Below are 24844 nucleotides of genomic sequence, written 5' to 3'. Positions count from 1 at the left end.
TATGAAATGAAGTTGAACAGAAACATATTAGTATTTTTCATTTGTGCTATTGTTTTAGTAGTTCAACCTATACATTCACAAATTTTTTTTGAAGAACAAGCCAATGCACTCGGAATTAATATTTCGGGAGGCTCAACTGTACGACTTGGAGGCGTAAGCTTTTTTGATTACGATAACGATGGTTGGGATGATTTAACTTTTGGAACTAAAGATGTTGATCCTGTTCGGTTTTTTAAAAACAATAACGGCACTTTTGTAGAAGAAACCTTTAATATTAATGTCAATGGTCACTCCAAACAAGTTATTTGGGTTGATTATGATAATGATGGTGATAACGATTTGTTTGTAGCCAGATTAGATGCAAACAATAAGTTGTTTCAAAATGATGGTAACTTCAATTTTACTGATGTTACTGCTTCTGCAGGTTTTTCAAATGCAGCATTGATTTCTTATGGTGCTTCCTTTGGCGACTATGACAATGATGGCTTTTTGGATGTATTTATATCTAATAAAGATGATGATGGCATTATTCCTAATCAGTTATACCATAATAATGGAGATGGTACGTTTACTGATGTTTCGGTAGCTGCAGGAATTAGTACAGTTGGGCATTTGTCATTTTGCTCTGCCTTTTTTGATTACGATAAGGATGGTTATTTAGATATTTACATTTCAAATGACCGAATGAACAATCCTAATATAATGTACCATAACAATGGAGATGGTACCTTTACTGATACTAGTGCTGCAACAGGAACTAATATTATCGCTAATGCTATGTCTACAACTATTGGCGATTATAATTACGATGGTTGGTTAGATATATATGTAACCAATACTTCTGAAGGTAACTTTTTACTTAAGAATAATGGAGATGGTACCTTTACTGATATGGCAAACTATACAGGAACCTTGTTTCACAGTATAGGTTGGGGAGCAATTTTTTTGGATGCTGATAATGATATGGATTTAGATATGTATGTATCAGGAATGATTAACAATCCAAATATTGGTGTGTTAACTTCTGCATTCTATGAGAGTGTTCCTGGTTATATATTTCAAATTCCTTCTAATGCTGGATTTGCAAATGATAACTACCGAAGCTTTGCCAATGCCATTGGAGATGTTGATAATAATGGTTATCCTGATTTTATTGTAATGAACGAGTCGCCAGATAACCATACCTTATGGCAAAACTCAGGTGGTACTAATAACTGGTTAAAAGTAAAGCTCGAAGGTGTTATCAGTAATAAAAACGGAATTGGTTCGTGGATTGAAATTATGGCTAACGGACAAGTGATGTATAGGTATACTTTATGTGGAGAAGGGTTTTTAAGTCAGAATTCTGCTAGTGAGTTTTTTGGATTAGGAACAGCAACCACTATAGATTATATAAAGGTAAATTGGTTGAGTGGAGTGGAAGACATGTATTACAATGTAAATCCAAACCAAACCCTAACATTAGTTGAAGGTGAAACCTTGTCTACTAACGAGTTTTCTCAAGCTAATTTTCATTTAACACCAAATCCTACTAAAGGAACGATACAAGTGTTTAATGTAACCCAACCTACAAAAGCTGTAGTGTATGATGTTGCTGGACGCTTAATAGACGAAATGACATTAACTTCTGTAAATCATACTATCAACCTTAAAGCACAAGCTAAAGGCATGTACTTTGTTACCTTAGAGCAAGGTGGACGTAAAGTTGTTAAAAAAGTAGTATTGCAATAAGTTTTATTGCATTAATCTTCTTCAAATATAATATGCTGATATGCTCCTAAATCAGGACTTGTGGTTCTGTTAGTGTTTAAAATATCAACAGGCACTTGGGCAGCAAAAAAGTCGTATAAGTCATTGCCTAAGTTGTTTGCTCCAGAATCTTCACCAATTCTTAAATCGTTTTCAAAAGGAAGTTTAAAATCAGGATCACTATTGAAGATGCAATTATCATAAAGCTCACTATTGTTTAAATTATAGTTGTCACCAGGAAAGTTATTGTTGTTGTCTTGGAATCGTATCAAGCAATTGGTGAATTTAAAACCAAAATCGGCTCCATCATTTTCATCTAAAATAATCTCAGGATTATCATTTCCGTAAATGATACAGTTATTAAAATTAGCGTCTAACACATTAGGCGTAGCATTTTCGTTTTCATCTAACAAATAGTTATTTAAAAACACTGAAGGAAATTGTCTAAAACTACTATCCCAATAGTTGGCAATGGTACAGTGTGTAAAATTGTAAGTTCCACCAAAAGTTCCAGCAAATGACGACTGACCAGAGTTGTTAATTACAAGATTTTCTCCTGTTATAGCACTAGCTCTAGCCAAAATACCAAAGTTACTAGAGTTGTAAATTTTAGAGTTAGTGATGTTTAATTTGTTAGGATCGTTTTGGTTGCCTTCGGTTAAAACACCTACAGTTGCATTTTTAATAGTCGCAAAATCAATGCTGTTGTTTGTGCTACCATTATATAACCAAATGGTTCCCCATTGTCCAGGAATGTCTTCATAAAGTGGTTCTAAACGGTCTCCTTGTATAATGACTTCGTTTTCTAAAATATCTTGGTCAGTACTTAATGCACCATTAATTTGTAATGACGCAGTATTAGTAATTAAAAGCCCAGAATTAGCATGAAAATGGACTCTTGCTCCAGCTTCCATTGTAAGGGTTTCACCTTCGTTTACAGCAGCATAACCATAAATAACATAAGGTTTTTCGTTGGTGAAAGTGAGTTCGTCATTTTCTAAAAAGCGACCTTGAATTTCGGTCTGGTCTGGTGTACCATCACCATCTACATCAAAAGCCAATGTTTCAATAACACCATTAGCATCTTTGCTTGGGTAAATAAATACAGCATCTTTAACTAAGGTTACCAAGTCCACTTTTTGATAATTACTACCAGAATCGAATTCAATGACATCAGTATATAAAAACTGATTGTCACTAGCAGCAAGTGCTTCAATATCTATTGTGGTTTCAATGAACACGTACATGCTATCTTTTGCCAATAGTTCGATGTTTTGAAATTCCTTTCCTGCCATTCCATCGACATTTAAGCGGTAGTTAGAAGCTTCGCCTTGTCCAAGTCTAAGCGTTGGGATTACAATATCATCATTACTTCGGTTATACACTTTAAGGTTGTAAGTACTTGAGCCAATATTAGTAAACACAGTGTCTAGATATACAGTGTCTTTAGAGAACTCAAGGTTACCAGTACTTGGAGAAAAATCGAAATCCTCACGACAAGAACTCCAAAATACGAGAACAAAAAGTGTGAATACGAAGTATAGAATTTTTTTCATGTTAATGTCTTTATCTGTAGCAATATGCCAAAAATATAACTTTTGAAGTCATATTTTTATTATAAAGACGAAAAATTATTTGTTCATTTTTTGAGGTTAAAAGACTTTGTAGTTAATGTTTTAATCTTGCTGTTGTTCTTTTAGCATCAAATTAAATTCTTTACTCAAGGTGTTTAGTCTATCCAATAGCGGAAGTTCTTGGTTGGTGTCAATTAATGCTTTGTTGATGTTTTTTGCACTACAAAAGTCAAAGAACAGTTGATGATATTCATTAGGTATCTTTAGCTCTTTGGTGAGCATTCGTGAGTTAAAAAACGAATGTGTTTCAAACAGGTGAATAAAATCTTCAGTTTCTGCATAAACTATTTCTGGAGTTTTGTTTTTCTTTTTAAAGAGCTTGCCAATTAGCTTTGCAATAGCAACAAAATCCATATTGCCACTAGGAGGTGGTTGGTATAAATAAGGTCTTTCTTTATAGTCGTTGTTGATTTGTGTGCTAAACTCTTCAGTATATACTATAGAATCGAACTTTTTCTCTTTGGCTTTTAAAATTTCAACTTCATCGAGTTCATTAGTGATTTTTTTAAGTTCTATAACAGTGTCTTCTTTAAAATGTTCAGAGGTTACAACAATTGTTTTTTCATGATGAAAGAGTGAACTAAACACTAAAGTGTCATTAGGTTGAGCACTGATATTAAAAACACCTTCGTCGTTAGTATAGGAAAGTATGTGTTGTGTGCTATTAATGATTTTTGCACCTTTTACTGTAGCTTCAGTGTCGTAAACAATACCTTTTAGTTGTTGCGCATTTAAAGACAGTGAGACTAAAAGAAAGAGAGTGATTGATAATGATTTCAATTGTAATAGCTTAGTTGGTTATTTCAAATAAAGAGAAATAACTGCACAGCTAATTCAGGATTAAGAAACTTTAACAACGGTTTTAGGCAATTTTTAACTAAAGAGTGTCGCAATTTCTGGAGTAATGCGTGTTGGTCGATGTGTTGTTTTAGACATTAAGCACCATTCAGTTTCTGAGGTAGTTAGTAATTTATTGGTTTGCTGGTTGTAGATTTCTACAACTCTAGTAGATTTAGCACCTTCGGCTTTGGTTACAAATGTTTTAAGAGTAATCACATCGTTTAAAATTGCTTCACCTTTATAGCGTATGTGATGGCTTAACATTACCCAATAAAACGTATCAAGGATTTCTGGTGTTGCTCTCGCGTTCCAATGTTGTTCAGCTATATCTTGAACCCATTGTACATACTGTACATTGTTTACATGGTTGAGCATATCTAGATGCTGATTGGAAACAGTAATTTGGGTTTCAAAAGTTTGCATGCTATTGCTCGATAATTTCAACCTCAAAAAGTTTATCCCAACGTTTTCCTGTTACAAATAAAGTATTGGTATCAGGATTATAGGCAATACCATTAAGTACGTCTAGACCTTGATGTTGTGTAACTAGTTTGCGTAAAGGTGAAAAGTCGATAACCGCTTCCATAGCGCCATTTTTTGGATTGATGATAGCTACACCATTAAATTGATATAGGTTAGAGTATATTTTTCCGTTAACCCATTCCAATTCGTTTAAGCCAACAACTTTTCCTTTTTCTCTATACACTTGTATGGTTTCTTCTTCGGCAAGAGTTTCAGGATTTAGCAACCAGATATTCTCTGTACCATCACTTTTAAAAATACGAGTACCATCGTTACAAAGTCCCCAACCTTCGTTGCTTTTTCCGTAGGTGAAACTGCTCAACTTCTCAAAACTGTTGACGTCATAAACAAAGCCTGTGTTTTCTCTCCATGTTAATTGATAGATTTTATCGTTTAAAACGGTTAAGCCTTCACCAAAATATTGGCTCTGTAAGTTGATGTTCTTTAAAACTTCGGCAGTTTTATAATCTACTTTTCTCAGTTTAGATTCTCTGTATTGTCCTGTGCTTTCATACAATTCACCATTGTAAAACTCAAGACCTTGCGTGTAAGATGTAATGTCGTGAGGATAGGTGTTTACAATCTTATAAGTGTAAATCTTAGGCTTGGTATTATTTAAAACAGTAATTTTTGTAGACACATCAGCAGTCGTATCGTCGTAGCTAATAGTTGCTGTTAGAGTTTGAACACCTAATTTTAAATCGTTTGTTGCAAAAGATTCAGAAACCTGTTTGTCGTTAATTTTATAAGATACAGCAGTTATAGTTTCATTTTTTGGGTTCTTTATAGAAAGATTTAAGGTTTCACCTAAGGTTATAACGTTGTTTTTAGCATTAGTTTGAAGCGAAAAGTTATGTTTTTTAGTTTCGGTACTACTTCCGCAAGCAAATAGAGATAAGGCTAAAAGTGTGATTGATAATAGTTTAAAGCTGTTGTTCATGCCTATAAATTTTGAAGCAATTTATTTAATAAAATTCAGTTTAAAAAACTATTGCAAAAGTATTAAAAGGTTGTATCTTTGCAGTCGGCAAGTCCTACACAACCAGCTCCTGTTTAATCCTCCAGGGCGGGAACGCAGCAAAGGTACGCGGTCGTAGCGGTGTGATGTAGGTAGCTTGCCTTTTTTTGTACCCAAAACTCAAATCTTTTTCACTTTTTCTTCTGAATGAATATTACATTGTTAATTTTACAGTATTAATTATAGTTTATGTCTAAAGTTGTTTTAATCACAGGAGGTTCTTCAGGAATAGGGAAGTCTATTGGAGAGTTTCTTTTAGAAAAAGGATTTGTTGTTTATGGAACCAGTAGAAATCCTGAGCGATATTCTGAAAGTAAGTTAAACCTTTTAGCTTTAGATGTTTCAAATACCCAAACTATTACCAAAGTTGTTCAAACTATTATAGACAAAGAAGGTCGACTAGATGTCTTGGTTAATAATGCAGGAGCTGGAATTACTGGACCTATTGAAGAAATACCAGACGAGGAGATAAAACGTAATTTTGAAACTAATTTTTTTGGACCTATCAATGTAATAAAAGCGGTATTGCCACAAATGCGTAAGCAAAAAAGTGGACTAATTATCAATATCACCTCTATTGCTGGATACATGGGATTGCCATACAGAGGTGTTTACAGTGCAAGTAAAGGTGCGTTGGAATTAATTACCGAAGCCTTTAGAATGGAGATTAAAGATTTTAATATTGAAATGACCAATATTGCTCCAGGAGATTTTGCTACTAATATTGCTGCTGGTCGTTACCATGCACCAGTACAAGAACAGTCGCCTTATAAAACACCTTATGGGAACACGTTAAAACTAATGGATGCGCATGTTGATAGTGGAAAAGACCCATTGTTAATGGCAAAAGCAGTTTATAAAGTGATAAATACTAAAAATCCAAAAGCCCACTATAAGGTAGGTGAGTTTATGCAAAAGTTTTCTATTGTTTTAAAGCGCATTTTGCCAGACAAGGTGTATGAAAAAATGCTGATGAAACATTATAAGCTGTAATAGTAATCCATTTCGTTTTTTACTACCGTAGATTGTTAATATTATTTCATAATATTTCTAATTAAAACCTGCATATAAATTGTAATTTTGCAACTTAAATAACACAACAAATAAATTAAATACATGAAATTTTTTATTGATACAGCTAACCTAGATCAAATCAAAGAAGCTCAAGATATGGGTATTTTAGATGGTGTAACTACAAACCCATCTTTAATGGCTAAAGAAGGTATTACAGGAACAAACAACATTTTAAAACATTATGTTGATATCTGCAACATTGTAGATGGTGATGTAAGTGCTGAGGTTATTTCTACTGACTTTGAAGGTATGGTTAGAGAAGGTGAAGCACTAGCTGAATTACACGATCAAATAGTTATTAAATTACCTATGATTAAAGATGGTGTAAAAGCATGTAAATACTTTAGTGATAGAGGTATAAAAACCAACGTAACTTTAGTGTTTTCTCCAGGACAAGCCTTATTAGCTGCAAAAGCAGGAGCAACATATGTGTCGCCTTTTATTGGACGTTTAGATGATATTTCAACTGATGGATTAAACCTTATTGCTGAAATTCGTCAAATTTATGATAACTATGGGTTTGATACTGAAATTTTAGCAGCTTCTGTGCGTCATACAATGCACGTAATTGATTGTGCTAAACTAGGAGCAGATGTAATGACAGGACCTTTAAGTTCAATTACAGGGTTATTAAAACACCCACTTACTGACATAGGTTTAGAGAAGTTTTTAGCCGATTATAAAAAGGGTAACTAAGAATTAGATTTAATATATAGAAAAAGAAAACTCCTGAATTATTCAGGAGTTTTTTTATTGGGTTTATCTGCTAACGAGCGTTTGTATCTCGTTTTCAAAATCTTTATTAAAGAGGCTTCCTCTAGAGGTCACTATTTTACCGTCATCATCAACTAAAATTACAGTGTAAATTGAGTTGATAGCCAAAACATTAGACATGCTTTTATCTTTAAATCGATATTCGTTTTGGGTTGGAAATTTTGAGTTTTGTAGCGTGCTTTTCCAGTATTTTTTGTCGTCGTTGTTAATATTAATAGCAATAAACTCTACCTCAGGAAACTTAGCTTTTAGGCGTTTGGTTCGGTAGTGGCTATTCTTAAAAATTAAATCGTTGTTTGAAGACCAGAAATAAATAACTGTTGGTTTAGATATTAAGCTATTCAGCATAACATCTTCATCATTAAAACCTACAAGTTCTGCATTTGGTAAATTTTTTCCTGGTTTTAAATTATTTAAAATAGTTAACAGCTTATTTATATCTTTTTTGTCATTATCGTCAGTTGCTTTTTCTAAGTAAGAGTTTAAAACTTGAGAAATTTCATCAGAGTCTGTACTATTGTAAACAAACTCTCTGGTGTTAATTTTCAATAGGTAGTTTTTAACTTTATTAGAGGTAACTAAACTATCTATTAATCGTAATTTTTCTAGATTATAGTTAAGCGATTGTTTGTCAAAAGCTTCATGGTAAGCTACGTTGTCATAATAATCAGTAAGTGCCAAATTATTAAAGTGAGCTAGCATAAATTGATTGTAGCTTGGATATTCACTTAAATGGTCTAGTCCATAATCTATCTCTTTTCTGTAATCATAAAAATCTTGAGGCAAATCTTTGTAATGGGCTAGTTGATGATTACCGTAGTAACCAAAAGGGTAAATTTCTTTATAGTAATAGTAATTGTAGTCAATATTGGCTTCAGCAATAGACTTAAATAAGTCAGAAAAAGGTTTCTTGTCTAAGAAACTATTTAATTCTTCAAGCTTTATTTTTTTTGTAGAGTCTAAATACGATTCAAGCTCTTCAGGCGACATTCGGCAAAACGTATTACGCTTTTTTATTTCAATTTCATTTTCTAAAAATGTTTTAATCAGGTAATTGTTCTTTTTTGAACCAAGACCTGTAAATACTAAAGACTCGTCAAAATCTATAGTGTTTAGTCTAAGCATAATACTATCACTAGGCTCTAAAAGTACCAATTGGTATTCGCCTCCATGCATAAAAGAAAATAAACCAGGTTTAAAAGTCTCCAGCTTTTTTAAAAAACGATTCTGCTTATCAAGAAATAAAGTATCGTATCCAGTTTCTGGACTGTATAATGTAACGTGATTATTTTTAGGGTTAATAATTTCACCGCCAAAATAGGTGTAATCACTGTTTTCAGTTGAAATATCTTTGCATCCAAAAACCAATACAGATGCTAAAAAACTTATGATGTAAAACTTCATATATATTACTATAACGTAGGCTAAATATGCATATCACACAAAAATAAAATTTGAAACGTATATGTGTTGTTAATACGCTGTTAAAACTTGAGTTGCAAGCTTTTTTAATACATTGAAAAAACAGCTTTAAGTTTCTTCTTTATGGATTCATTTTTCTACTTTTGCAAAAAATTAAAATAGACACTATGTTAACAGTATCTAATCTTTCGGTTCAATTTGGTAAGCGTATTTTGTTTGATGAGGTAAATACCACATTTAATCAAGGTAATTGCTATGGTATTATTGGAGCTAATGGAGCAGGAAAATCTACTTTTTTAAAGATTTTATCAGGAAAAATGGATCCTACATCTGGTCACGTTCACCTAGAGCAAGGTAAGCGTATGTCAGTTTTAGAGCAGGAGCACAATTTATATGACGAGCATACTGTGTTAGAAACTGTAATAATGGGAAATAAACCATTATTTAAGTTAAAAACAGAAATAGATGCGCTTTATGCAGATTATACTGATGAAAACGCTGAAAAAATTGGAGAGCTGCAAGTACAGTTTGAAGAAATGAACGGTTGGAATGCCGATAGCGATGCTGCAGCAATGTTGTCTAACTTAGGCATCAAAGAAGATCTTCATTATACCTTAATGAAAGATTTAGATGGTAAGCAAAAAGTAAGAGTGTTATTGGCACAAGCCTTATTTGGAAATCCAGATGTTCTTATAATGGATGAGCCTACCAACGACTTGGATTATGAAACAATTTCATGGTTAGAAAATTTCCTAGCCAATTATAACAACTGCGTTATTGTGGTATCTCACGACCGTCACTTTTTAGATGCAGTATGTACACATATTTCTGATATTGATTTTGGAAAAATCAATCACTTCTCAGGTAATTACACGTTTTGGTACGAGTCTTCACAATTAGCAGCAAGACAAAGAGCACAACAAAACAAAAAAGCTGAAGAAAAGAAAAAGGAGCTTGAAGAATTTATTAGACGTTTTTCTGCCAATGTCGCAAAATCTAAGCAAGCTACCAGTAGAAAGAAAATGATTGATAAGCTTAATATTTCTGAAATTAAGCCATCGAGCAGACGTTATCCTGCAATTATTTTTGAACGAGAAAGAGAAGCAGGAGATCAAATTTTAAACGTTGAAAACTTATCAGCTTCAATTGATGGTGAAGTACTATTTCAAAATGTAGATATCAACTTAGCTAAAGGAGATAAGGTAGTAGTGTATTCTAAGGACTCTAGAGCAACTACCGCGTTTTATCAAATTATTAACGGAAAAGAAAAAGCCGATTCTGGTAAGTATGCTTGGGGAGTCACAACCTCTCAATCTTATTTACCACTCGATAACAGCGAGTATTTTGAAAACAAACTTACGCTTGTAGATTGGTTACGTCAATGGGCAACTACCGAAGAAGAACGCGAAGAGGTTTACATTAGAGGTTTTCTTGGGAAAATGATTTTTAGTGGTGAAGAAGCCTTAAAAACTGCCGATGTATTATCTGGAGGAGAAAAAGTGCGTTGTATGTTGAGTAGGATGATGATGATGAGAGCTAATGTTGTAATGTTGGACGAACCAACAAACCACCTTGATCTAGAAAGTATTACAGCATTCAACAACTCATTAAAAAACTTTAAGGGAACAGTCTTGTTTACAACACATGACCACGAGTTTGCCCAAACGGTTGCAAATAGAGTAATAGAACTAACTCCTAACGGAATTATTGATAGATATATGACTTTTGATGAGTATATGGATGATAAAAAGATAAAGGAGCAAAGAGAAAAAATGTACGCTGTAACAGCATCTTAAAACTAAAATCCTGATGAAATTCATCAGGATTTTTTTTATACTTTAAGTTCAGACTTTACTGATTCTACAATGGGTAGTGCGTTGTCCAATTCGTCTTTGTTAACAAAGAGTTCTTGAAATCCTTGAATAGATGACCCAAAACCAGCAAGCCTACCAGATTCTGACTCGTCTTTAATAATAGCATTAATGCCAATGCTTTGTAATCTGTCCAATACCAATTGCACAATAATAAAATTACCTGAAAACACTTTTATATAATTAACATCCTCCATAATAATTCGCTTTAAATTCTTTCTATAAGATACAAAAAAAGTACCATAGAATTTCAAAATAAAACAAAAATTTAACAAGGTAATAAAGCATGACTAGTTTGATGAATTACTAAGGACTTTTATTTTTTTTAAAAACCGCTTGATGAGTTTTTTCGTTTATATACCAAACAATTATAAACTTAAATCTAAAGTATTATGAAAAAGATTAAATTATTCAGTTCAATTATTTTGTTAGCAACATTTACTATAGGCACAAATACTATAGCACAAAGCAAAATGAAGAAAGAGGATACCAAAATGGTAGGTGGAGCTGCAATGTACCCAAGTAAAAATATTGTAGAAAATGCTGTAAACTCTAAAGACCACACTACACTAGTTGCAGCAGTTAAAGCAGCAGGATTAGTTGATGTGTTAATGAGCGAGGGACCTTTTACAGTTTTTGCACCTACAAATGATGCTTTTGGTAAGTTGCCAAAGGGCACAGTTGAAAACCTATTAAAGGAAGAAAACATCTCTACACTGCAAACTGTATTAAAATATCATGTGGTTGCAGGAAAATGGAGTGCTAGTGACGTTATGGGAATGATTAAGAAAGGAAATGGAAAAGCAAAAATAGAAACTGTAAGTGGTGGATGGTTAACAGCATGGACCAAAGGAAGAGATGTTTACATTACTGATGAAAATGGTAACACAGCTAAAGTTACAATATCAGATGTTAACCAATCCAATGGAGTTATACACGTTGTTGATACAGTGCTTCTTCCAAAATCATAATAAAGTTGTATTAGTCATTAATAAAGGTCTCAATTGAGACCTTTTTTCTGTTTTAATTATTGTTTGTTATTGAAATTTTATTTTCTATAAGTTTTATCAATAATAATATTATTTATAAAAATGTAATTTTTAATCTTTTAGGATGCATTTTTCTTAATTTTATAGAATATAGAATCATAAAAAAATAATAAAAATGGAAAACAATAATCATTCTAACAATTCAGACCCAAACAAGTGTCCTTTTTTAAGCGGAAAGCAAAATACTGTTGGTGGAGGTGGAGTAAAGAATAGAGATTGGTGGCCAAATGAATTAAAATTAAATATTTTAAGACAACATGCTGCAAAATCGAATCCACTAGGAGAAAATTTTAATTATGCTGAAGCATTTAATAGCATAGACTTTGCAGAATTAAAACAAGATGTTTTAAATCTTATGACCGACTCGCAAGATTGGTGGCCTGCAGACTATGGCCATTATGGAGGTTTTATGATTCGTATGGCATGGCATAGTGCAGGTACTTACAGAGTTGGAGATGGTCGTGGAGGAGCAGGAACAGGTAATCAGCGCTTTGCACCAATAAATAGCTGGCCAGATAACGGAAACTTAGACAAAGCAAGATTATTATTATGGCCAATAAAAAAGAAGTACGGTAATAAAATCTCGTGGGCAGATTTAATGATTCTTGCAGGAAACTGTGCGTTAGAGTCTATGGGATTCCCAACCTTTGGTTTTGCTGGTGGACGAGAAGATATTTGGGAACCTGAGCAAGATGTATATTGGGGAAGCGAAACAGAATGGGGAGCAAACGAAGAGCGTTATGGAAATAGCGATAACTACAATGAACGAGATTTAGAAGACCCTCTTGCTGCTGTTATGATGGGATGGATTTACGTAAACCCTGAAGGTCCAGATGGAAAACCAGACCCAATGGGTTCTGCTAAAGATGTAAGAGAAACTTTTGGTCGTATGGCTATGAATGATGAAGAAACAGTTGCTCTTGTTGCTGGAGGCCATACTTTTGGTAAAGCACATGGAGCTGCAGATCCTGGTCAATATGTAGGTGCTGAACCACATGGTGCACCAATAGAACAAATGAGTACTGGTTGGAAAAACACTTATAAAAGTGGTGTGTTAGACGATACAATTACTAGTGGTATTGAAGGTGCTTGGACACCAAACCCAACGCAATGGGATGCCGATTATTTTGATGTGTTATTAAATTATGATTGGGAATTAACCAAAAGTCCTGCAGGAGCACATCAATGGACGCCAACAGCAGCGTCTAAAGCACGTATGGCTCCAAAAGCAGGTGACCCAAATGGGAAGCAAGCCTTAATGATGACTACAGCAGATATTGCTTTAAAAACAGATCCTGAATATTTAAAAATCTCACAACGCTTTCATAAAGACCACAAAGCTTTTGAAGATGCTTTCGCTAGAGCTTGGTATAAGTTAACGCACAGAGATATGGGACCAATTGATCGTTACTTAGGGCCAGAAGTTCCTAGTGAGCAATTAATTTGGCAAGATCCTGTTCCTAAAGTGGATTATAAACTAAGCGATAGTGATATTACCTCATTAAAGAAAATGATTTTAGCCTCAGGTTTGTCAATTTCTGAATTGGTAAGAACAGCTTGGGCTTCAGCTTCAACGTATAGAGATTCTGATAAGCGAGGTGGAGCAAATGGAGCACGATTAAGATTAGAGCCACAACGCAGTTGGAAAGTAAACAATCCAGAAGAATTAAATAAAGTTTTGGGCGTTTATGAAGGCATTCAAAACCAATTTAACGGAACAATTTCTATGGCAGATTTAATTGTACTAGGAGGTGTTGCGGCTATAGAAGAAGCTGCTAGTAATGCAGGTCATACTATTTCAGTGCCTTTTGCTCAAGGTAGAGGAGATGCTACTCAAGAGCAAACTGATGTTGAGCAATTCAACTATTTAAAACCACTAGGCGATGGATTTAGAAATTATATGAATTCTAATGTTAAGGTTGCTGCTGAAGATTTATTAGTAGATAAAGCTAATCTTATGGCATTGTCTATTCCTGAAATGTCAGTATTAGTAGCAGGTCTAAGAGTTTTAGGTGCTAACTATGATGGTTCTAAGCATGGAGTATTTACTGATAATGTAGGGCATCTTACCAATGACTTTTTCAAGAATTTAGTAGATATGACCTACACATGGAGTGCAACTTCTAGTGATGACCAATTATTTGAAGGAAGAGATAGAAGAACTGGTGAAGTGAAGTTTACAGGTACTCGTGCCGATTTAATTTTTGGTTCAAATACTGAATTAAGAGCTGTTGCTGAAGTATATGCAGCCGATGATGCTGAAGAGAAATTTGTTAAAGATTTTGTGGCAGCTTGGACTAAAGTGATGAATGCTGATAGATTTGATTTGAAATAATTGATAAATAGTAACTCTAAAAAGGAATGCATTAGTTATGTAATGTGTTCCTTTTTTTATTGAATACATAGATATGAACGAAAACGAATTATTTTTTAGAACCATACAGTCTGGTAATACCGAAAATATAAAACTTCAACTTGATAGAAACCCTAAACTAGTTAGTATAACTGATGCAAGAGGTTTTACGCCTTTAATTTTTGCTAGCTACTTTGATAAGGAAGATATTGCTAAAGTGTTATTAGAGCATCATGCAGATATTAATGGAAAGGATGCTTCTGGTAATACAGCCTTAATAGGAGTGAGTTTTAAAGGAAATCTTGCATTAGTTGAGATGTTGCTAAAACATAATGCTAATGTAAATGCGCAAAACAATAATGGTACAACCGCTTTAATGTATGCAACACAATATAACCAAGAGGCAGTTGTAGATGTGCTTTTAGCTCATAATGCTGATAAATCACTTAAAGATTTAGAAGGTAAAACAGCTTTGGATTATGCTAAAGAAAAAGAACTAAAGACAATAGCAGAGAAATTATAAAACATAAAAAAACCACTTCATTTGAAGTGGTTTTTTATTCTTCTTTTTCAATTAATGCTATTATTTATCGATAGATCCAAGAACACGAGACATAAAAGTATTTAAAGCTTCCTTTTTTGGTGTGCCATCTTTTACCATTTTGTGTACTTCAATTGCACCATACATATTAGAAATTAATTCACCTATAACATCTAACTCTTCATCTTTTAATGATGGTACTTCGGTTAGGTTTTCTAAGGTTTCAATAGTCTCTAATACGAAGTCTTCGTCATTATCTTCGATAAACTGGGTTAATTGTTTTATTACTGGTAACTTCATAATTAAATAACTTCATCAACAAGTTCTTTTAAAACATCGAACTTATTAGTTTGTACTTGATTTTTGAATTCACCATTTTTAAAAGTAGCAAACGTAGGTAAGTTGTCTACAGTTGCTAATTTTCTACTCTCAGGAAATTTTTCAGCATCAGCAATAACGAAAGTAATATTTTCATTTTCTGTTGCTAATTTCTTGAACTTTGGCTTCATTATACGACAGTTTCCACACCAAGTTGCTGAGTATTGCACAACAACTGTATCGTTTTCAGAAACTATACTTTGTAAATTGTCTTGATCTAATTCTTGAACCATAACTAATACTTAGTTTAAGTGTGCTTTTAAATACTCTTTTGTACCTTTAGCATTAGCTTGCATTGCATCTTTACCTTCTTCCCAGTTAGCAGGACAAACTTCACCTTTTTCTTGTACGTGAGTTAAAGCATCGATGATTCTTAAATATTCATTTACATTTCTACCAAGTGGCATGTTGTTGATGCTCTCGTGTTGTACGATACCTTCTTCATCAATGATGTAAGTAGCTCTGTAAGTTACGTTATCACCATCTACAGTTACAACTCCAGTTTCTTCGTTGTAAGTTTCGTTAGAGATATCTAAAATACCAAGAGTTGATGCTAAGTTTCTGTTAGAATCAGCTAAAAGAGGGTAAGTTACACCTTCAATTCCACCATTATCTTTAGCAGTACTTAACCAAGCAAAATGAACTTCAGCAGTATCACAAGAAGCTCCAATTACTATAGTGTTACGTTTTTCAAACTCACCTAAAGCAGCTTGAAAAGCGTGTAATTCAGTAGGACATACGAAAGTGAAATCTTTCGGGTACCAAAATAATACTACTTTTTTGTTATTGTTTTTTGCTTCTTCAAGAACGTTTAATTTAAAGGTGTCACCCATTTCGTTCATTGCGTTTACATTTAAATCTGGAAATTGTTTTCCTACGAATGCCATGTTTATTTATTTTTTAAGTGATTATTAATTTCACTACAAACATAAGGACTTAAACAGCGTGTTTTGATAGAAATAAATAATATAAAATTATATACAAATAGTATTAGAATATGGCATCAAAATTAGGTGTTGATTTTTGTTAAATCAGCAATTATTGATACTCTAAAATATCAACTTGGTAAAATGAGTTTAAAATGATTGAATTAATAATTATTTCTTAGCAGATAATTGTTTGATTTTAATCGAAAACGCAGCAAAAGTTAAGGTCATAAAAGGGCTTAACCAGTTAAATATGGCGAAAAAGAAATAATCTACAACAGGTACTCCAAGCACACCACTTTGGTAGGCTCCACAAGTATTCCATGGTACTAAAACAGAAGTTACAGTACCAGAATCTTCAAGAGCTCTACTTAAGTTTTCTGGAGCTAACCCTTTATCTTCATAAGCTTTTTTAAACATTTTTCCAGGTACAACTAATGCTAAGTATTGGTCTGATGCTGTAATATTTAAAGCTAAACAACTAGCCACTGTACTAGCAAAAAGACCAAATGTGGTTGTTGCTAAACTTAGTAGCGCTTGACTAATTCTTGTTAATGCTCCAATGGCATCCATTACACCACCAAAAACCATTGCACAAAGAATTAACCAAATGGTTCCTAACATACCATACATTCCTTTTCCTGAAGCAGAAAATAAATCTTGTAGTGTTTCATTGTCAGTAGCTATTGTAGTTTTTACTGTAATGGCATCCATAACACCTTTGTAAGCAGAAGTTAATGTTAAAGAGTCAGTTCCTGCAATTTGTGTGACTATGTGTGGTTGAAATAGCAATGCAAAAATTCCTCCTAATAAGGTTCCTATTAAAAGCGCAACAAGTGGAGGTGTTTTTTTTATGATGAGTACAATAACAATTATTGGAACTAAAAACAGCCAACCATTAATATTAAAAGTACTATCAATATCATTAAGAAGTAAAGAAGTATCAGCATTACCAGTTGCATCTTGCGTAAATCCTAAAATGATAAATACTATTAATGTGATTACAATTGTAGGTACTGTGGTTAAAGCCATATACTTTATATGTGTAAATAATTCACTTCCTGCCATGGCAGGAGCAAGGTTTGTAGTATCACTTAAAGGAGACATTTTATCTCCAAAATAAGCACCAGATAAAACAGCACCTGCTGTCATTCCTAAAGAAACACCAAGCGCTTCGCCAATACCAACTAAAGCAATACCAACGGTTGCTGAAGTTGTCCAAGAACTTCCTGTAGCCACTGATATGATTGCACATATAATTACACAAGCAGCTAAAAATATGGTAGGGTTTAGTATTTGTAAACCATAATATATCATCGCAGGAATAATACCACTAATAAGCCATGTCCCTGCTAAAGCACCAACCATGAGTAAAATTAAAATAGCTCCTGTGGTTGATTTTACGTTTTCAGCCACTTCATCAATCATTTGGCTAAACGTTACTTTATTATAAAAGCCAACAACAGCGGCAACAGCAGCGCCTAAAAGTAAGATAAACTGATTGCTACCACTAAGCGCATTATCACCATAAACAAATACATTAAAAGCTAGCATACCAACCAAAGCAATAACAGGTATTAAAGCTTCCCATATATTTAATTGTTTGTTTTCAACAATATGTTCATCTTGTGGTTGTCTAGGCTTTATATCTTGGCTTTCCATAGGTGTTAGTTAGAAGTTTTATAGATGTAATGTTACGATAATGTTGTCTATAAAGCAAATGCAGATGTTTAACTGTTTTTAAATACTTGAATTATAATGATTTTGTAAAATAAAAAAGACGCTTTCGGTTTATGAAAGCGTCTTTAGTGTATTAATTATGGCAAAAAAATTAAACTAAGCTAGCTACACTTTTTTTATCTAAGATGTTTAAAGATTCCATGCATTCACGCATCATATTGTATGTACGTTCAATATCAGCGTCTAATCCAATAGAAAAACGAATAAGACCATCGCTTAATCCCATTTCTTTTTGCTCATCTTCTGGTATTTCAGATGATGTTGAAGAACCTGGAGCAGAGAATAATGTTTTATAAAACCCTAAACTTACAGCAAGATACCCAAGGTTTTTTTCTTGCATTAGTTCCATAAGTGCATTGGCCTTATCAAGTGAACCAACATCTATGGTAAGCATACCTCCAAAACCATATTTTTCGTTCATCATGCTTTTAAATAACTCATGTGAAGGATGCGATTCTAATCCTGGATATACCGTTTTTAAACCATCTGCTTGAAATTTTTGAGCTAAATATGTAGCGTTATGGCTATGTTGTTGCATTCTTATGTGTAGTGTTCTTAAGTTTTTTAAAACAGAAGCAGAGCGTAAACTATCCATTGTGCTTCCTAATAGCATACAAGCACCATCATTAACGTTTCTTAAGGCGTCAATAAATTCTTGAGTTCCACACACAACACCACCAACAGTATCGCTAGAGCCATTAATAAATTTTGTTAAACTGTGTATTACAATGTCTGCACCTAATTTAACAGGTGATATTGATAATGGCGAAAACGTATTGTCTACTACAAGTTTTAAATTATGTTTTTTTGCTATAGCAGCAAGTCCTTTTATGTCGGCAACTTCTAATAAAGGATTACTAACCGATTCGCAGTATAAAACTTTAGTATTTTCGGTAATTGCAGCTTCAACAACATCTAGTTTAGTAATATCAACAAATGAGGTACTAATATTAAGTTTTGGTGTGAAGTTTTTAAGAAACGCATAAGTACCACCATAAATAGTTCTACTAGATACCACATGATCTCCAGCACCACAAAGCTGTAAAATTACAGGTGTAATGGCTCCCATACCTGATGCAGTTACATTAGCAGTTTCAGTACCTTCCATAGCAGCAAGAGCTTCTCCTAAATAAAGGTTAGAAGGCGATGAGTGACGCGAATACAGGTAGCAACCATCTGCATTACCTTCAAACGTATCAAACATAGTTTTTGCTGATAAAAAGGTGTAAGTAGATGAATCTGAAATAGAAGGGTTAACGCCTCCAAACTCACCAAAATATTGTAAGTCTTGTATATTATTTGCGGGTTTAAATGACATAGTAAAGTGTATTTAGTTAATACATCAAAAATCCGAATAAATAGATGTATTATCAATATATATGTATAATTTTAGATTATTAATCTGTTATTTGCTACTTTTATAAAAATATTTTACGAAAAGAATCTGCTAACATGTTAGTTTGAAGAAAATTTTTCAATATGATTTTTGATGATATAGATAAAAAGCTTTTGCATTTGCTTCAGCAGGATAGTAAGCAAACCAATAAAGAGTTGTCGTTAAAACTGAATTTATCGGTAACTGCTGTTTATGAGCGTATCAAAAAGTTAGAGCGTGAAGGCGTTATCAATAAATATGTAGCGCTAATTAAGAAAGAAAAGATTGATAAATCGTTTATTGCTTTCTGCCATATAAAACTTATTCAGCACACTCAAGAATATGTGGTTAAATTTGAAAAAGATGTTGCTAATTTAGAGGAAGTCGTAGAGTGTTTTCATATTAGTGGCGATTATGATTACCTTTTAAAAGTGATAGTGAGCGATATGGAAGCGTTTAGAGAGTTTATGGTTAATAAATTAACTTCTATAAACCATATTGGTAGTACACACAGCATGTTTGTAATTAACGAAGTAAAACACACAACAGCTATACGCATTTAGTGATGAAATCCAACACTTATAAGCTCATAGAGTTTTTCATTATTTTCATTTTAATACCAATAAGTTTTGCGTTGGATTATTCACCATTTATTAAGTTGAGTGTTGGGTTTGTAGGATTTTTGTATGTCATATATCTATTACTTAAAGTTGAGCGGAAAAAATTTAAAATAGCCCAAGGCTTAAACTGGAAACAGTTTTGGAGAGAAACTGTCATAAAACTAGCCATTATAGCTGTATTAACCACGCTTTTTGTTTGGTTTACAGATAAAGCTCGTTTATTTGAAGTGTTGTTAAACAAGCCCTTGCTGTGGGTGGTCATTTTGTTTGTTTATAGTGTGTTTTCGGTATATCCTCAAGAACTTATTTATAGAACGCTTTTTTTTGAAAGATACGCTATATTGTTTCAAAGCACCTCTTTTGCAATAGTTTTAAATGCAGTAGTGTTTTCATTAGCACACATCATGTTTAAAAGTACTTTGGTGCTTGTTTTAACCTTTCTTGGCGGACTCTTGTTTGCGCTAACCTATACCAAAACAAAATCAACACTTTTGGTATCCATTGAACATGCTATTTATGGGTCTTGGTTGTTTACAGTAGGCATGGGAACTATGCTAGGTTTTCCTTCTTAAAGCGAAATGAGTTTTAGAGATTTACAAATCGTAATACTCAAGTAAATTATAGCTTTAAAATTAGTGAACTCACATTCGTAAATAAAAATACAATGTTGTATTTTTGTAATAGTTTTAAATAAAATCTGACAAAAAACAATCTTATGAATTCATACGATGTAGCCGTTATAGGCTCTGGTCCTGGTGGATATGTTGCAGCTATCCGTTGCGCTCAACTAGGAATGAAAACTGCAATCATTGAAAAATATTCAACTTTAGGAGGAACTTGCCTTAACGTTGGTTGTATACCAAGTAAAGCACTTTTAGACTCGTCTCACCATTACGAAGATGCTATTAAGCATTTTGAAGAGCATGGAATTGATATTTCTGGTGAGGTTAAGGTAAACTTAGAAAAAATGATTGCTCGTAAGCAATCTGTAGTAGACCAAACTACAGGTGGAATTGATTTCTTAATGAAGAAGAATAAGATTGATGTATATGAAGGTTTAGGAAGCTTTAAAGATGCTACTCATATCCTTATCAAAGGAGAAAAAGAAGAAGAAATTGAAGCTAAAAACACCATTATAGCAACAGGTTCTAAACCATCTAGCTTACCATTTATAACTATTGATAAAGAACGTGTAATCACTTCTACTGAAGCGTTAAAACTTAAAGAAGTTCCTAAACATTTAATTGTAATTGGTGGTGGAGTTATTGGTCTTGAACTAGGTCAAGTATACAAGCGTTTAGGAGCTGAGGTTTCTGTTGTGGAGTATGCAGATAGAATTTTACCAACAATGGATGCTGGTGTTTCTAAGGAGTTGAATAAAGTATTGAAAAAACAAAAATTCAACATTAATGCCTCTCATAAAGTAAAGTCGGTAGAACGCGTTGGAGATGAAGTTATCGTTAAAGCTGATAATAAAAAAGGCGAAGAAGTAGAATTTAAAGGCGATTACTGTTTAGTATCAGTAGGTCGTCGTCCTTATACAGATGGTTTAAATGCTGAAGCTGCTGGAGTAAAAATAAACGACAGAGGTCAAGTTGAAGTAAATGACCATTTACAAACAAGCGCTTCAAACATTTATGCAATAGGAGATGTTATTAAAGGTGCAATGTTAGCGCATAAAGCTGAAGAAGAAGGTGTGTTTGTTGCTGAAACCTTAGCAGGACAAAAACCACATATAGATTATAACTTAATTCCTGGTGTAGTTTACACTTGGCCAGAAGTTGCAGCTGTTGGTAAAACCGAAGAGCAACTTAAAGAAGCTGGAATAGAGTATAAGGTAGGACAATTTCCAATGCGTGCTTTAGGACGTAGTAGAGCAAGTATGGATCTTGATGGATTTGTAAAAGTTTTAGCTGATAAAACTACCGATGAAATTTTAGGAGTACATATGGTTGGCGCTCGTGCTGCTGATATGATTGCAGAAGCAGTTGTAGCTATGGAGTATAGAGCAAGTGCTGAAGATGTATCTCGTATGTCTCATGCACATCCAACATTTACTGAAGCTATTAAAGAAGCAGCTTTAGCTGCAACTGGAGATAGAGCTTTACATGTGTAGATTTATAATATTGTTATTCTGAATTAAATTCAGAACCTAAAAAAAGCGAGCCATAAGGTTCGCTTTTTTTTGTTTTAGATAGAATGAAAGACAAAGGAAAGCGTAAGAAAATACTCAAAATGAGTATATAAACATATTCATATAATCTTTAGATTTGTTAAAATGTAAGTTATTTCTTAACCCTAAAATCTGAAATCATGAAAAACAGTCTATTAATGATTACATTATTTATTTCTATTAATACTATTACAGCGCAAACACTAGAAGAAATAAACCAAGCCTCTATAAAAATGTGTGAGTTTTTTGATGCCGATAAATCAAATAAAACAAGGAAAGAGATCCTTGAAGAATTTTGGAAAACCGAAACCAGACCATATCTCCTACAGTCAACTAATTTTCAACATTATGAGTTGTATCAAATTTTAGAGACTAGACTGTTTTTTAATTGTAAAGCGTATCATGACCTAACTATCTCTGACCCTGAACCCATTATAGGTCCAGATACTTCATATGAGCGCATAAAATCAGAGGTGTCTAAATCAAGTGTGGAAAAGTTTTTAAAGCAAAAGCAATTTTATTACGAGATGGCTTTTGTAGGTAAAACCTATTTTGAAATAGCTGATGGCATATGGAAAATACATAAAGATAAAACAGATGATTATACATTATATAAGTACAAACAACTTAATGACACACAATTTGAGCTAGAATTTATAGAAAGTAATGACAGTGAAAATAAATACCTTAAAGGCGACAAGCTAATTATTGAAATAATCTCCTTTGATCGCAAAGACAAGCAATTTAAACTTTCTAAAAGCATAAAGGGAACGTCTATTTATGATTTTGAATATTATTACTATGACTAGAAGTCTTCCTTTTTTAAAATCAAAATAACTATTATGAAAAAAACCTATACACATTACTTACTAGTCATTTTTGTATTAATAAGTACATTTTCAGTTTTCAGTCAAAATAATAATACACCAACAGAACTTGGAGCAGATGTTATGTTTACGGTTTTTGAAGCTACAGGTGGTGGACCAAAAATGGTTTTGCTTATACAGAAAAAAGATGGTACAGAAGTCACCTTAGAAGAATTTGATAGTTTTTCATATCAAGATAAACCAGGAATTCCTGAAGGTTTTAAAGAGTTGAAACTAGAAGACGGTAATTATACGTTTGATAATTTTTTTCAGCGTGCAGACTTCGAGTATCATGGTTTTATTTATAAAGGCAGATGTGTATTGTTTTTCCATCCAACTACAATAATTCTTGATGTGAAATTCCGTCAAATAGTAAGTAAATCTTGGTACGAATTTTCAGAAACTGATTTAAAAATAGAGTTTGAAGAATACTATGAAAACGGAAAAATATCTGCCAAAGGGTTTATAGAAAAAGATGGCAGTAAAACAGGAGAGTGGAAATATTACAGTAGAGAAGATGGTTATTTATTTATGTCAGGAGCATTTGAAAATGATAAGAAAATAGGTGTATGGAAAGAATATAATAGTGAAGGTCATGTAACCATGTCAGGAACTTATGAAAATGATAATAGAGTTGGAGTGTGGAAAGTATATGACAGCAAAGGAAAGGTAAAGGAAGAAGTAAACTTCAGTAAAAAAAGTGAAGGTAATGCTTTCGAGTATTTTTCTAAACAACAAAAAAACTAAATGTTATTACCATGAAAAAAAACCTACTACTAATTACAACATTACTCTTTACGAGTATAGTTTCTGCACAATGGACAGAGTTAGTCAAAATGGCAGAAGAGAGAAACAAACCAGAAGAATACTATGAGTATTATGAAAATGGTAATGTAAAACTAAAAGCATTTAAAGATAAAGATGGAAATTTTAATGGCATGGCTATAGTTTATTATGAAAATGGAAACATCCAAGTCAAAGGTAACTTTGTAAAAGATAATTTTGATGGAGATGTATATTTTTATAATGAAGAGGGAGTATTAACTGAATTAAAAAAATTTACTTTAGGTGCCGTAAATACTAAGTATGTATACTTTGAAAATGGAAAGATAAAAAGTATAAATAATTTTGAAAACGATTTATTAAATGGCGAGTTTAAAGAATTTTATGAAAGCGGGAAATTAAAATATCATTTATATTATAAAGACAATAAACATCACGGTGAAGGTAAAACCTATTATGAAAACGGTAATTTAGAATCTAAGGGAAACCTAATTGAAGGCAAACAAGATGGATTGTGGAAGTATTATTATGATAATGCATCATTGGCATCAGAAGTAGTCTTTAAAAATGGAGAAATAGTTTCTCAAAAAGAATACGATCGAAAAGAAGAGTCTAATACTAATGATTATGACGATATGTTTTATTGGTCAGACTCCTATTCTTCATCTAATGAGGATATTGATAAAGCTTTTAAAGAGTTAACATCAGTTAGAAGTTTACAGTTAGTAAGTATAGATGAAATAAAAAATAATTCTGGTTATTTTGGAAGCAATAACTCTACCACACATAGTTTTAAAATTAAAACAGATGAAAGCACCAGAAAATTATTTGCTTCAATAAGGTATGAAGCAGATAAAGTATATTATAATGGACGTTATTATTATGATGTATTATATGATGTGCAAATAATATTTGATGATGTTTATGAAGTGTATCAAAATGGTGATAAAATTGAATTTGTTTTTTATGAAGATTATGGGTTTTTAAGAAGAGCAAAACCACAAGGCGAATATTGGTCTGATTATGTTAAAAATGAATTTAACTTTTCAATTACTATTTATGACGATGACATTAGAGAAGAAACATTAAAGAATTTTAAGTACTTAGTCGAAAACCCAATTATGAAACGTGAATAA

General features: G+C 32.8%; 24 protein-coding genes and 1 other RNA gene. 14 read left to right on the top strand and 11 right to left on the bottom strand.

The genetic code is table 11. The annotated features are described in order from the left end of the window. The first annotated feature begins 6 nt into the window (after positions 1 to 6). The gene (locus A8975_RS06625) at positions 7 to 1731 is read left to right on the top strand and encodes an FG-GAP-like repeat-containing protein (RefSeq protein WP_134199248.1); all 1725 of its coding nucleotides are present in this window, start codon (positions 7 to 9) and stop codon (positions 1729 to 1731) included. Between the two features lie 11 nt (positions 1732 to 1742). On the opposite strand, the gene A8975_RS06620 is transcribed toward A8975_RS06625, so the two are convergent. From A8975_RS06620 to A8975_RS06605, 4 genes are all read right to left on the bottom strand, one after another. Further along, positions 1743 to 3305 (bottom strand): hypothetical protein, encoded by a 1563-nt coding sequence (locus A8975_RS06620; protein WP_134199246.1) that lies wholly within the window; start codon positions 3303 to 3305, stop codon positions 1743 to 1745. Positions 3306 to 3425: 120 nt separating this feature from the next. Then, positions 3426 to 4163 (bottom strand): carboxypeptidase-like regulatory domain-containing protein, encoded by a 738-nt coding sequence (locus tag A8975_RS06615; protein WP_134199245.1) that lies wholly within the window; start codon positions 4161 to 4163, stop codon positions 3426 to 3428. 93 nt (positions 4164 to 4256) lie between these two features. Continuing rightward, a complete protein-coding gene (locus A8975_RS06610; protein ID WP_134199242.1) occupies positions 4257 to 4646 on the bottom strand; it encodes an acyl-CoA thioesterase in 390 nt (129 codons plus the stop codon). 1 nt (position 4647) lies between these two features. Continuing rightward, positions 4648 to 5685, bottom strand: coding sequence for a glutaminyl-peptide cyclotransferase (locus A8975_RS06605; protein WP_131507056.1), 1038 nt, complete (start codon positions 5683 to 5685; stop codon positions 4648 to 4650). A gap of 85 nt (positions 5686 to 5770) precedes the next feature. On the opposite strand from A8975_RS06605, the gene ffs reads away from it, so the two are divergent. From ffs to fsa, 3 genes are all read left to right on the top strand, one after another. Beyond that, positions 5771 to 5869, top strand: an RNA gene (gene ffs, locus A8975_RS06600) — signal recognition particle sRNA small type. A gap of 83 nt (positions 5870 to 5952) precedes the next feature. After that, on the top strand, positions 5953 to 6756 hold the full coding sequence (locus A8975_RS06595) for an SDR family oxidoreductase (protein WP_134199239.1): 804 nt from the start codon (positions 5953 to 5955) through the stop codon (positions 6754 to 6756). 123 nt (positions 6757 to 6879) lie between these two features. Continuing rightward, positions 6880 to 7533: a fructose-6-phosphate aldolase gene (gene fsa, locus A8975_RS06590; RefSeq protein ID WP_129760296.1), complete on the top strand. Its 654-nt coding sequence runs from the start codon at positions 6880 to 6882 to the stop codon at positions 7531 to 7533. A gap of 63 nt (positions 7534 to 7596) precedes the next feature. Here the strand turns inward: fsa and A8975_RS06585 are convergent, their stop codons facing one another. Beyond that, entirely contained in the window at positions 7597 to 9015 is a 1419-nt protein-coding gene (locus A8975_RS06585) for a TlpA family protein disulfide reductase (RefSeq protein WP_134199237.1), read from the bottom strand. Positions 9016 to 9200: 185 nt separating this feature from the next. Here A8975_RS06585 and A8975_RS06580 point away from each other — a divergent pair, with 185 nt between their 5' ends. Next, positions 9201 to 10829, top strand: coding sequence for an ABC-F family ATP-binding cassette domain-containing protein (locus A8975_RS06580; RefSeq protein ID WP_129760294.1), 1629 nt, complete (start codon positions 9201 to 9203; stop codon positions 10827 to 10829). Positions 10830 to 10864: 35 nt separating this feature from the next. On the opposite strand, the gene A8975_RS06575 is transcribed toward A8975_RS06580, so the two are convergent. Beyond that, positions 10865 to 11101 (bottom strand): putative signal transducing protein, encoded by a 237-nt coding sequence (locus tag A8975_RS06575; protein ID WP_131507050.1) that lies wholly within the window; start codon positions 11099 to 11101, stop codon positions 10865 to 10867. 195 nt (positions 11102 to 11296) lie between these two features. Here A8975_RS06575 and A8975_RS06570 point away from each other — a divergent pair, with 195 nt between their 5' ends. The 3 genes from A8975_RS06570 (at position 11297) to A8975_RS06560 (ending at position 14829) form a co-directional block, all read left to right on the top strand. After that, complete coding sequence (locus A8975_RS06570) at positions 11297 to 11875, top strand: fasciclin domain-containing protein (RefSeq protein WP_208325362.1); 579 nt, start codon at positions 11297 to 11299, stop codon at positions 11873 to 11875. 193 nt (positions 11876 to 12068) lie between these two features. Further along, on the top strand, positions 12069 to 14288 hold the full coding sequence (gene katG / locus A8975_RS06565; RefSeq protein ID WP_134199235.1) for a catalase/peroxidase HPI: 2220 nt from the start codon (positions 12069 to 12071) through the stop codon (positions 14286 to 14288). Between the two features lie 73 nt (positions 14289 to 14361). Next, entirely contained in the window at positions 14362 to 14829 is a 468-nt protein-coding gene (locus tag A8975_RS06560; protein WP_134199232.1) for an ankyrin repeat domain-containing protein, read from the top strand. A 60-nt stretch (positions 14830 to 14889) separates the two neighbouring features. Here the strand turns inward: A8975_RS06560 and A8975_RS06555 are convergent, their stop codons facing one another. The 5 genes from A8975_RS06555 to A8975_RS06535 form a co-directional block, all read right to left on the bottom strand. Next, entirely contained in the window at positions 14890 to 15147 is a 258-nt protein-coding gene (locus A8975_RS06555; RefSeq protein ID WP_129760290.1) for a DUF6952 family protein, read from the bottom strand. Positions 15148 to 15149: 2 nt separating this feature from the next. Then, positions 15150 to 15458 carry a thioredoxin family protein gene (locus A8975_RS06550; RefSeq protein WP_129760289.1) on the bottom strand — a complete coding sequence of 103 codons (309 nt, stop codon included), beginning with the start codon at positions 15456 to 15458 and terminating at the stop codon, positions 15150 to 15152. A gap of 9 nt (positions 15459 to 15467) precedes the next feature. Next, positions 15468 to 16112, bottom strand: coding sequence for a peroxiredoxin (locus A8975_RS06545; protein WP_134199230.1), 645 nt, complete (start codon positions 16110 to 16112; stop codon positions 15468 to 15470). Between the two features lie 210 nt (positions 16113 to 16322). Continuing rightward, entirely contained in the window at positions 16323 to 17813 is a 1491-nt protein-coding gene (gene nhaC / locus A8975_RS06540; RefSeq protein WP_134199228.1) for a Na+/H+ antiporter NhaC, read from the bottom strand. A gap of 169 nt (positions 17814 to 17982) precedes the next feature. Continuing rightward, positions 17983 to 19209 carry an aminotransferase class I/II-fold pyridoxal phosphate-dependent enzyme gene (locus A8975_RS06535; protein WP_134199226.1) on the bottom strand — a complete coding sequence of 409 codons (1227 nt, stop codon included), beginning with the start codon at positions 19207 to 19209 and terminating at the stop codon, positions 17983 to 17985. A 161-nt stretch (positions 19210 to 19370) separates the two neighbouring features. On the opposite strand from A8975_RS06535, the gene A8975_RS06530 reads away from it, so the two are divergent. From A8975_RS06530 to A8975_RS06505, 6 genes are all read left to right on the top strand, one after another. Beyond that, the gene (locus A8975_RS06530; protein ID WP_134199224.1) at positions 19371 to 19829 is read left to right on the top strand and encodes an Lrp/AsnC family transcriptional regulator; all 459 of its coding nucleotides are present in this window, start codon (positions 19371 to 19373) and stop codon (positions 19827 to 19829) included. 2 nt (positions 19830 to 19831) lie between these two features. Continuing rightward, positions 19832 to 20458 (top strand): CPBP family intramembrane glutamic endopeptidase, encoded by a 627-nt coding sequence (locus tag A8975_RS06525; RefSeq protein ID WP_134199222.1) that lies wholly within the window; start codon positions 19832 to 19834, stop codon positions 20456 to 20458. 143 nt (positions 20459 to 20601) lie between these two features. Continuing rightward, positions 20602 to 22002 carry a dihydrolipoyl dehydrogenase gene (gene lpdA, locus A8975_RS06520; protein WP_134199219.1) on the top strand — a complete coding sequence of 467 codons (1401 nt, stop codon included), beginning with the start codon at positions 20602 to 20604 and terminating at the stop codon, positions 22000 to 22002. A 197-nt stretch (positions 22003 to 22199) separates the two neighbouring features. Next, positions 22200 to 22868 carry a hypothetical protein gene (locus tag A8975_RS06515; RefSeq protein ID WP_134199217.1) on the top strand — a complete coding sequence of 223 codons (669 nt, stop codon included), beginning with the start codon at positions 22200 to 22202 and terminating at the stop codon, positions 22866 to 22868. Between the two features lie 33 nt (positions 22869 to 22901). Further along, a complete protein-coding gene (locus tag A8975_RS06510) occupies positions 22902 to 23672 on the top strand; it encodes a toxin-antitoxin system YwqK family antitoxin (RefSeq protein WP_134199215.1) in 771 nt (256 codons plus the stop codon). Between the two features lie 11 nt (positions 23673 to 23683). After that, positions 23684 to 24844 carry a toxin-antitoxin system YwqK family antitoxin gene (locus tag A8975_RS06505; RefSeq protein WP_134199213.1) on the top strand — a complete coding sequence of 387 codons (1161 nt, stop codon included), beginning with the start codon at positions 23684 to 23686 and terminating at the stop codon, positions 24842 to 24844.

Origin of the sequence: Meridianimaribacter flavus, from assembly GCF_004366715.1 — a bacterium.
GTDB lineage: Bacteria > Bacteroidota > Bacteroidia > Flavobacteriales > Flavobacteriaceae > Gaetbulibacter_B > Gaetbulibacter_B jejuensis.
The sequence above is the reverse complement of the archived record's forward strand: the minus strand, read 5'-3'. Positions and strand labels throughout refer to the sequence as shown.

Coding starts and splice junctions, on each gene's coding strand:
- katG (WP_134199235.1), top strand. CDS start 12,069: ATGGAAAACAATAATCATTCTAACAATTCAGACCCAAACAAGTGTCCT.
- A8975_RS06585 (WP_134199237.1), bottom strand. CDS start 9,015: ATGAAGTTTTACATCATAAGTTTTTTAGCATCTGTATTGGTTTTTGGA.
- A8975_RS06515 (WP_134199217.1), top strand. CDS start 22,200: ATGAAAAACAGTCTATTAATGATTACATTATTTATTTCTATTAATACT.
- nhaC (WP_134199228.1), bottom strand. CDS start 17,813: ATGGAAAGCCAAGATATAAAGCCTAGACAACCACAAGATGAACATATT.
- A8975_RS06570 (WP_208325362.1), top strand. CDS start 11,297: ATGAAAAAGATTAAATTATTCAGTTCAATTATTTTGTTAGCAACATTT.
- A8975_RS06620 (WP_134199246.1), bottom strand. CDS start 3,305: ATGAAAAAAATTCTATACTTCGTATTCACACTTTTTGTTCTCGTATTT.
- A8975_RS06605 (WP_131507056.1), bottom strand. CDS start 5,685: ATGAACAACAGCTTTAAACTATTATCAATCACACTTTTAGCCTTATCT.
- A8975_RS06575 (WP_131507050.1), bottom strand. CDS start 11,101: ATGGAGGATGTTAATTATATAAAAGTGTTTTCAGGTAATTTTATTATT.
- A8975_RS06545 (WP_134199230.1), bottom strand. CDS start 16,112: ATGGCATTCGTAGGAAAACAATTTCCAGATTTAAATGTAAACGCAATG.
- A8975_RS06530 (WP_134199224.1), top strand. CDS start 19,371: ATGATTTTTGATGATATAGATAAAAAGCTTTTGCATTTGCTTCAGCAG.
- A8975_RS06610 (WP_134199242.1), bottom strand. CDS start 4,646: ATGCAAACTTTTGAAACCCAAATTACTGTTTCCAATCAGCATCTAGAT.
- A8975_RS06505 (WP_134199213.1), top strand. CDS start 23,684: ATGAAAAAAAACCTACTACTAATTACAACATTACTCTTTACGAGTATA.
- A8975_RS06595 (WP_134199239.1), top strand. CDS start 5,953: ATGTCTAAAGTTGTTTTAATCACAGGAGGTTCTTCAGGAATAGGGAAG.
- A8975_RS06580 (WP_129760294.1), top strand. CDS start 9,201: ATGTTAACAGTATCTAATCTTTCGGTTCAATTTGGTAAGCGTATTTTG.
- lpdA (WP_134199219.1), top strand. CDS start 20,602: ATGAATTCATACGATGTAGCCGTTATAGGCTCTGGTCCTGGTGGATAT.
- A8975_RS06535 (WP_134199226.1), bottom strand. CDS start 19,209: ATGTCATTTAAACCCGCAAATAATATACAAGACTTACAATATTTTGGT.
- A8975_RS06625 (WP_134199248.1), top strand. CDS start 7: ATGAAGTTGAACAGAAACATATTAGTATTTTTCATTTGTGCTATTGTT.
- fsa (WP_129760296.1), top strand. CDS start 6,880: ATGAAATTTTTTATTGATACAGCTAACCTAGATCAAATCAAAGAAGCT.
- A8975_RS06510 (WP_134199215.1), top strand. CDS start 22,902: ATGAAAAAAACCTATACACATTACTTACTAGTCATTTTTGTATTAATA.
- A8975_RS06555 (WP_129760290.1), bottom strand. CDS start 15,147: ATGAAGTTACCAGTAATAAAACAATTAACCCAGTTTATCGAAGATAAT.
- A8975_RS06550 (WP_129760289.1), bottom strand. CDS start 15,458: ATGGTTCAAGAATTAGATCAAGACAATTTACAAAGTATAGTTTCTGAA.
- A8975_RS06525 (WP_134199222.1), top strand. CDS start 19,832: ATGAAATCCAACACTTATAAGCTCATAGAGTTTTTCATTATTTTCATT.
- A8975_RS06560 (WP_134199232.1), top strand. CDS start 14,362: ATGAACGAAAACGAATTATTTTTTAGAACCATACAGTCTGGTAATACC.